Below are 7592 nucleotides of genomic sequence, written 5' to 3'. Positions count from 1 at the left end.
ATTAGTCAATATCTTTTTTAATTTTTAAATACTGCTAAATCATTATTAGTCAGCAAAAAATATAATAATATATACCTTGTTACTATGTCAATTATATTTTCCCTATATATTGCATTTGGTTCAATTCCTATGAAACCCCCTAATATAATGATGTTATTAGAGGGCTTTCAACCAGACTACTCTGATAAACTTTCTTGTATTTTTGGTTTGGACAAAAACCATCCACTAACCAAAATAGTAAGAAGTACAATCCAAAAAGTAAGTTTCCAAGCTTTACTTTCTGCAAATCCTTCAGCAATTATTGCTACTTGTGGATGTGATAAGGTATAGACTGCTAACTTCACACCTACCCAAGCAACAACAAGATATGCTGCAGTTTCTAGGCCAGGCCTTTTATGAAGCAAATCTACAAATTTATTAGCTGCAAATCGGATCAAGATTAATCCAATAATTCCACCTAATAGAACAACAATAAAGTGCCCTCCATGCATCCCACCTATATTAGGGAGATTTGTCAGTGGTAAAGTTACCGCCAACGCAACAGCTGCAAGTATAGAATCAACTGCAAATGCGATATCGGCTAGCTCCACTTTTAGGACTGTCATCCAAAAATTTGAGCCCTCATTTCCTTTGTTGTCTTTTCTACTCTCATGTTTCGTAAGTTTTTGTTTGATGACGTGATTTAAACCTAAATAAATTAAATAAATGGCTCCTATCGCCTGAACCTGCCAAACGTCGATAAGATACGAAATAATGAACAAAGAACCAAAGCGAAAGATAAACGCACCTGCCAAACCATAAAATAAAGCCTTTTTTCTCTCTTTTTCTGGTAAGTGTTTTACCATGACTGCCATCACTAATGCATTGTCAGCAGCTAGTAATCCTTCAAGTCCAACCAATACCAACAACGTCCACCCATATTCTGCTAATATTCCTAGATCCATTCTTTGTTTCCTCCTTTTTTTTATCGTTTATCAATTAGGCTTAAAAAATACAAAAGACCTTTACCCCAAAAAAATTAGGTAAAGGTCTCGCTAACAAAGACTTGCCAATAAAGCCGAGGCTAAGCCTGTAATGACGACTTTATTGTAAAAGCTACTCCCCTTAAAGAAGTGTATTTGAATATTTATAAAGATCATATCATGAATTGATAAAAAAGCCAATCTATTTTATTTACCATTCTAAACTTCTTGACTTCTATCGCGCATGAGAGGGAAAAGAAGCACATCACGAATAGATGGTTGATCAGTTAGTAGCATCACTAATCGGTCAATTCCAATCCCAAGGCCACCTGTAGGAGGCATTCCAATTTCTAAAGCATGAATAAAATCCTCATCCATTTCGTGAGCCTCTTCATTTCCTTGTTCCCGTTCTTTTAACTGTGCCTCAAAACGTTCTCTTTGATCAATTGGATCATTTAATTCCGTAAATGCATTTGCATGCTCACGACTCACAATAAACAATTCAAATCGGTCTGTAAAACGAGGATCCTGTTCATTTTTCTTTGCTAATGGAGAAATTTCTACAGGATGACCATATACAAATGTAGGTTGGACTAATTTTTCTTCTACTAATTGTTCAAAGAATTCATTAACAATATGACCATAAGTCATATGGGGCTCAACTTGAACGTGATATTGTTTGGCTAGTTCACGTGCCTCGTCATCAGACATATGCCGACTAAGATCAACACCTACATATTTCTTTATCGCATCAATCATTGAAATTCTTTCCCATGGTGGATCTAGATTGATTTCTTGTTCTTGATAAGTAATTTTAGTGGTACCTAATACTTCCTTTGCAACATAGGCAATCGCATTTTCAGTTAAATCCATAATTGTTTTAAAATCGCCATAAGCCTCATATAATTCAAGCATCGTAAACTCGGGATTGTGCCTAGTAGAGATACCCTCATTACGGAATACACGTCCAATCTCGTAAACCTTCTCCATTCCACCCACGATAAGACGTTTTAAATGCAACTCAATAGCAATCCTCATATATAACTGCATATCTAAAGCATTATGATGGGTGATAAAAGGTCTGGCAGCAGCTCCTCCAGCAATGGCATGCATTGTTGGTGTTTCTACTTCAATATAGCCCAATTTATCCAAATAATTTCTTAATGCTTTGATAACCTTACTTCTTATTACAAAAGTTTGCTTTACTTCAGGGTTCATGATTAAATCAACATAACGTTGGCGATATCTCAATTCTACATCTTTTAAGCCGTGAAATTTATCTGGTAAAGGGTATAGGGATTTTGTAAGGATATGTAATTGATGCACTTTAACACTTGTTTCTCCTTTATTTGTTTTAAAAACATTCCCTTCGATACCAATGATATCGCCTAAATCTAAAATTTCAAAAGCTTTAAATTCCTGTTCGGTAACTTGATCCATTCGGATATAAATTTGAATTTTACCACTTAAATCCTGAATATGAGCAAAGCCTGCCTTTCCTTGTAGGCGTTTTGTCATAATTCTTCCAGCAATTTTAACGTGAAGATTCTTCATTTCAATTTCTTCTTTGCTTAAGTGATTCAATTCATTTAAAATTTCTTGTGCTGTGTGCGTTCTTTCGAATTTATAGCCAAAAGGATCAAAACCTAGTTCCTTTAATTCGGCTAATTTTTGACGACGCACAAGAAGCAGTTCATTTAATTCAACTACCTCTTGGCTCATATTCACCAACTCCTACTTCTTCACTCATTATTTTTTTATATCTAGAATTTCATATTGAATGACACCTGCTGGTACATTTACATCAACAATAGCACCTTTTTGCTTACCTAGCAATGCTTTCCCAACTGGAGATTCATTTGAAATCATATTTGCAGTAGGGTCAGATTCTGCTGATCCCACAATCGTATATTCAACAATATCATTAAACTCTAAGTCCTTCAACTTAACAGTTGAACCTATGCTTACCACATCTGTGTTCACATCATCATCATTGATAATCCTTGCGTTTCTTAACATTTTTTCTAATGTAATAATTCTACCTTCAATAAAAGCTTGTTCATTTTTAGCATCTTCATATTCAGAGTTTTCACTAATGTCACCATAACCAATTGCAATCTTAATTCTTTCTGCAACTTCTCTGCGTTTTACCGTTTTTAAGTGTTCTAGCTCTTCCTCTAATTTCTTCAACCCGGAAGGCGTTAATATTACTTCTTTATCAGCCATTTATAATTCCCCTTTGTGAAAGATTTCCATACGATTATATGTTTTTTTCAATAAAATATACAATCTAATAGATGTAATTACTTTGCGATTGATTTTATATAGAACAAAAAGCTTCTTCCTTTAATCGGAACTAAGAAGCTTTTGAACCAAGGTTCATTCAAGTTTTTGAATTAGTCTGAATGGTATTATATTGCAATCGTTACCAATTGTCAACCATTTACAGAAAAAAGGTGGAACTCAGGAAATAATCATATTCTCTTCGATACTTTCTACATATTCTAACAATACTCGCTTCATCTCTTCCTTTGTATCTATTTCATTGATGATTTCTCTTACTTTAGCTGCACCAGGAAGGTTTTTTAAATACCATCCTGCATGCTTCCTCATTTCTTTTACCCCTATATTTTCACCCTTTAACTGTATTAAACGATCCATATGCAAAAGAGCCACATCTATCTTTTCCTTTGCAGAAGGTTCAGGTAAAAGCTTTCCTTCTGTTAAGTATTTAACGGTTCGGTATAAGATCCAAGGGTTCCCAAGTGCTGCCCGTCCAATCATTACACCATCTACTCCCGTTAGATCAATCATTCTTTTTGCATCTTCAGGTGAAAATATATCCCCATTCCCGATTACGGGTATATTTACAGCTTCTTTTACCTGGCGGATGATATCCCAGTCTGCTTTACCGCTATACATCTGTTCTCTAGTCCGTCCATGTACGGCTAACGCACTTGCACCTGCACTTTCTATCGCCTTTGCATTTTCAACCGCATAGACATGCCCACTGTCCCAACCTGTTCTCATTTTTACCGTTACAGGTTTTTTTACCTCTTTGACAACTGCTTCAACCATCTCCTCAATCTTAGGAGGGTGTAATAACAATTTGGCTCCAGCATCGTTTCTGGTTATTTTAGGTACAGGGCATCCCATATTGATATCAATAATATCCGCATTTGTATATTGATCTACAATCTTTGCTGCTTCTACAAGACTACTTTTATCCCCGCCAAAAATTTGAAGGCTTAGTGGTTTCTCATCTTCTCCTACTTCTAACATTTTTAAGGATCTTTCGTTTTTCTGTAAAATTGCTTTATCACTTACCATTTCTGCCGTTACAAGTCCTGTTCCAAATTCTCTTGCAATCAAGCGAAAGGCATAATTGCTTACCCCTGCCATAGGTGCCAATACTACGTTGTTTTCTAGCTGGACATTCCCTATCTTCATGCCTACCTCCAGATGATTTTTGAATTTCATACTTCTTCTTTAAGAAGTTCATCCATATCTATTTGCAATGCTAAACAAATTTTTTCAAGCAATATTAAATCAGGATCTCTGTTCCCTCTTTCAACTGATCCTAACACAGCTACAGATACCCCTATTTCATCTGCTAAATCTTGTTGAGTTAGTCCTTTTAATTTACGAAAGGCCCGAATTCGTTTATTGATACCTTTCATACTTTTCCAACCTTTCTTTTTGATCTAACTTCTTGATCATTTCTTGTATTGTGATATGGTAACCGGGTATACCTTGATCATAGATTTCTGATAAAGGAATTAAAACAAATAATCGCTTGGTTAGATAAGGATGTGGGACAATTAGGTCTTTATCGTTAATTATCTTATCACCAAATAATAGAATATCAATATCAATTGTTCGTGGTCCCCAATGGATTTCCCTTGTTCTACCTAAATTCTGTTCTACTGTTTGAATATATTCTAATAACTCCTTTGGCTGCAGATTGGTTTCAACTTCTATAACTATATTTAAAAAATCTGGTTGTTCTTTATAACCAAAAGGTTCTGTCTCATAAATCGAGGACTCTTCTATCACCTTAACATTAGGATGTTGGTTTAATTGATCTATTGCATACCTTAAGTATTGATATCGATCTCCCATATTTGAGCCCAAACCTAAATAAACACCCCTCATCTTTCAATCCCTCTTCTGATTTCAACAGTCACACTTTCCAGATGGCCGGGAATAGGCGGTTGAATCTTTCGAACTCTTACCACCACTTCATGTAATGGAAAAGTATTAAGTAGTTCCTTGGCAGTATGTTCAGCAAGAGCTTCAAGAAGTTTGCGTTGTTTCCCCATGATCAGTTGTTTTACGACCTCATAAACCTGTGCATAGTTTACAGTATCCTCAATACAATCAGTTTCCCCAGCTTTTTTTAAATCAAGGTACATTTCTAAATCTACTTCAAATTTTTGACCCAGTCTTTTTTCTTCTTCAAACACTCCATGATATGCATAAAATTGCATCTTATCAAATATAATTTTATCCATTTCTCCACCTACTATTGCCTTCCATATAAATCATCGCATCCATCATTTTGCAAACCCTTTTCATTTCTTTTACATCATGCACTCTCATGATTTTACATCCTTTTACGATCCCCATGGCTACTGTAGCTGCGGTCCCCTCTAATCTTTCATCAACAGGTAAATGAAGCGTATTCCCTATGATTGACTTTCTGGAAGTTCCTAACAAAACTGGATAACCCAAAGCTACAATTTCATCTAATCGATTCATGACTTGTAAATTATCTTGGTACGTTTTGGCAAATCCTATACCAGGATCTAAAATGATTTGATCAGCCTTAACACCAGCAGTGATTGCTATCTGAATACTCTCTCGTAAGTCTGCAATGATATCATCCATTAAAGAATCATACTCCATATTCATTCGGTTGTGCATTAAGATGACTGGAACCTGATATTCTGCTACAACCTTAGCCATATTTGGGTCTTTCTTAAACCCCCAGACATCATTAATAATATGGGCACCTGCTTCAATGGCTTGTTGTGCGACTTCAGCTTTATACGTATCAACAGAAATAGGTACTTTAATCTCTTTAGCTAATGCTCGAATCACTGGAATAACCCGTTCCAGTTCTTCTTCAACGGAAATTTCTTGATGACCAGGACGAGTCGATTCACCTCCAACATCAATGATATCGGCTCCATCAGCTATCATTTTTTTTGCATGTTCTAATGCAATAGCTAGTTGATTGTATTTCCCCCCATCAGAAAAGGAATCAGGTGTAACATTAAGGATCCCCATGACTAAAGTATGCCTTCCTATAGTTAAATCGATTCCTTTACTGTGAAGGGTGCGTTCCCTATTAGATACATCTTCACTATATAATACAGATTCTATTTCTCTTCCTACTTGTTTTAAACCAAAGGGTTGAACCTTTAATTTTCGTATGATCTCCCAATATTGTCTTCGTGTCCCTATTAGAAGCACATCGGATGTCTCTTTGGTTAGCATCGATACATCTTTATGTAAAACAGCATCTCCTCCTTTAGACAACATTTCTTGTTTTATCAGATTTGCTGCCTTTAAGGATAGATTTTGAATTTTAATTAGGATTGTTTCAGCTTTAGGAGCCATCAAACGTATACCTGGTTCATCAGCGCCAAGTTTTCTCATTTCTTCAATCAATTGTTCTCTATTATTGATTTTAATCATATGAGTATTATATTTCACTAATTTCACTTCCTCATTTATTTTTATGGGTGAAATAAGCTTTAAAGAGTACTTATAATTTGCAACAAATCTTCCTTATTAAAATAATATTTAGTATTACAAAACTGGCAAACAACTTCTGCACCATTTTCCTTTTCAATCATATCCTTTATTTCCTCTTTGCCTAAACTAATAAGCATCTGTTCTATTCTGTTATGGGAACATGAACATTTAAACTGAATATTCATGCTTTCAAGAAACTCTACTTTTTCTGCAAAGATTGTTTCTAAAATTTGTTCTGGTGACATTCCTTGATCGATCAAGCTTGTTACGGATGATATATTTCGAATTGATGCTTCAATCATCGATATATCATTTTCCTCTAATCCTGGCATAATTTGAACAATGAACCCTCCTGCAGCACGAATACTGTAATCAGGATTTACTAAGACCCCTGCAGCAACAGAAGAGGGGGTTTGTTCTGAATAAGCAAAGTAATAAGTGAAATCCTCTCCCAACTCTCCAGAAATAAGGGGAACACTTCCACGATAAGGTTCTTTTAATCCAAGGTCTTTAATCACATATAAATACCCTTCACCAACTGCACTTGCAACATCTAATTTACCTAATTCATTAGCGGGTAGATCTACAACAGGATTTGTCACATAACCACGCACTTCACCTTTTGCGTTCGCATCAACAACTATCTGCCCAATAGGTCCATCCCCTTTTATCAAAATGGTTAACTTCTCATCTCCTTTTAACATCGCTCCCATCATAGCCCCTATCGTTGCTGCTCTTCCTAAGGCAGCGCTTGCTGTTGGCCATGTATCATGACTTTGTTGTAGTTTAGAAACCAATTCTGTTGATTTTATCGCATAAGCTCTTACTTTTCCGTCAAAGGCTAATGCCTTTACTAAATAATCATTC

Annotated in this window: 9 protein-coding genes; all 9 read right to left on the bottom strand. The window is 35.6% G+C overall.

The window, feature by feature from the left end; genetic code table 11:
* Positions 1-176 precede the first annotated feature (176 nt).
* The gene (locus U473_RS13110; protein WP_068727126.1) at positions 177-944 is read right to left on the bottom strand and encodes a TerC family protein; all 768 of its coding nucleotides are present in this window, start codon (positions 942-944) and stop codon (positions 177-179) included.
* Between the two features lie 237 nt (positions 945-1181).
* A complete protein-coding gene (gene lysS, locus U473_RS13105; protein ID WP_068727124.1) occupies positions 1182-2684 on the bottom strand; it encodes a lysine--tRNA ligase in 1503 nt (500 codons plus the stop codon).
* A gap of 27 nt (positions 2685-2711) precedes the next feature.
* On the bottom strand, positions 2712-3188 hold the full coding sequence (gene greA / locus U473_RS13100) for a transcription elongation factor GreA (protein ID WP_068727121.1): 477 nt from the start codon (positions 3186-3188) through the stop codon (positions 2712-2714).
* 237 nt (positions 3189-3425) lie between these two features.
* Positions 3426-4412, bottom strand: coding sequence for a tRNA dihydrouridine synthase DusB (gene dusB / locus U473_RS13095; RefSeq protein WP_068727119.1), 987 nt, complete (start codon positions 4410-4412; stop codon positions 3426-3428).
* 26 nt (positions 4413-4438) lie between these two features.
* Complete coding sequence (locus tag U473_RS13090) at positions 4439-4642, bottom strand: helix-turn-helix domain-containing protein (protein ID WP_068727117.1); 204 nt, start codon at positions 4640-4642, stop codon at positions 4439-4441.
* Positions 4626-5117 (bottom strand): 2-amino-4-hydroxy-6-hydroxymethyldihydropteridine diphosphokinase, encoded by a 492-nt coding sequence (gene folK / locus U473_RS13085; RefSeq protein WP_068727114.1) that lies wholly within the window; start codon positions 5115-5117, stop codon positions 4626-4628. The genes U473_RS13090 and folK overlap by 17 nt, the downstream gene beginning before the upstream one ends.
* Positions 5114-5476, bottom strand: coding sequence for a dihydroneopterin aldolase (gene folB, locus U473_RS13080; protein WP_068727111.1), 363 nt, complete (start codon positions 5474-5476; stop codon positions 5114-5116). Before folB ends, folK begins: the two co-directional genes overlap by 4 nt.
* Positions 5469-6683: a dihydropteroate synthase gene (gene folP / locus U473_RS13075; RefSeq protein WP_235589123.1), complete on the bottom strand. Its 1215-nt coding sequence runs from the start codon at positions 6681-6683 to the stop codon at positions 5469-5471. Before folP ends, folB begins: the two co-directional genes overlap by 8 nt.
* 41 nt (positions 6684-6724) lie before the next feature.
* On the bottom strand, positions 6725-7592 hold an 868-nt coding region (gene hslO / locus U473_RS13070; RefSeq protein WP_068727109.1), incomplete at its 5' end, for an Hsp33 family molecular chaperone HslO.

It is taken from the genome of Tepidibacillus decaturensis, assembly GCF_001561915.1.
Taxonomy (GTDB): Bacteria; Bacillota; Bacilli; order Tepidibacillales; family Tepidibacillaceae; genus Tepidibacillus_B; species Tepidibacillus_B infernus.
Note: the sequence above shows the minus strand (reverse complement) of the source record. Positions and strands in the feature narration are given on the sequence as shown.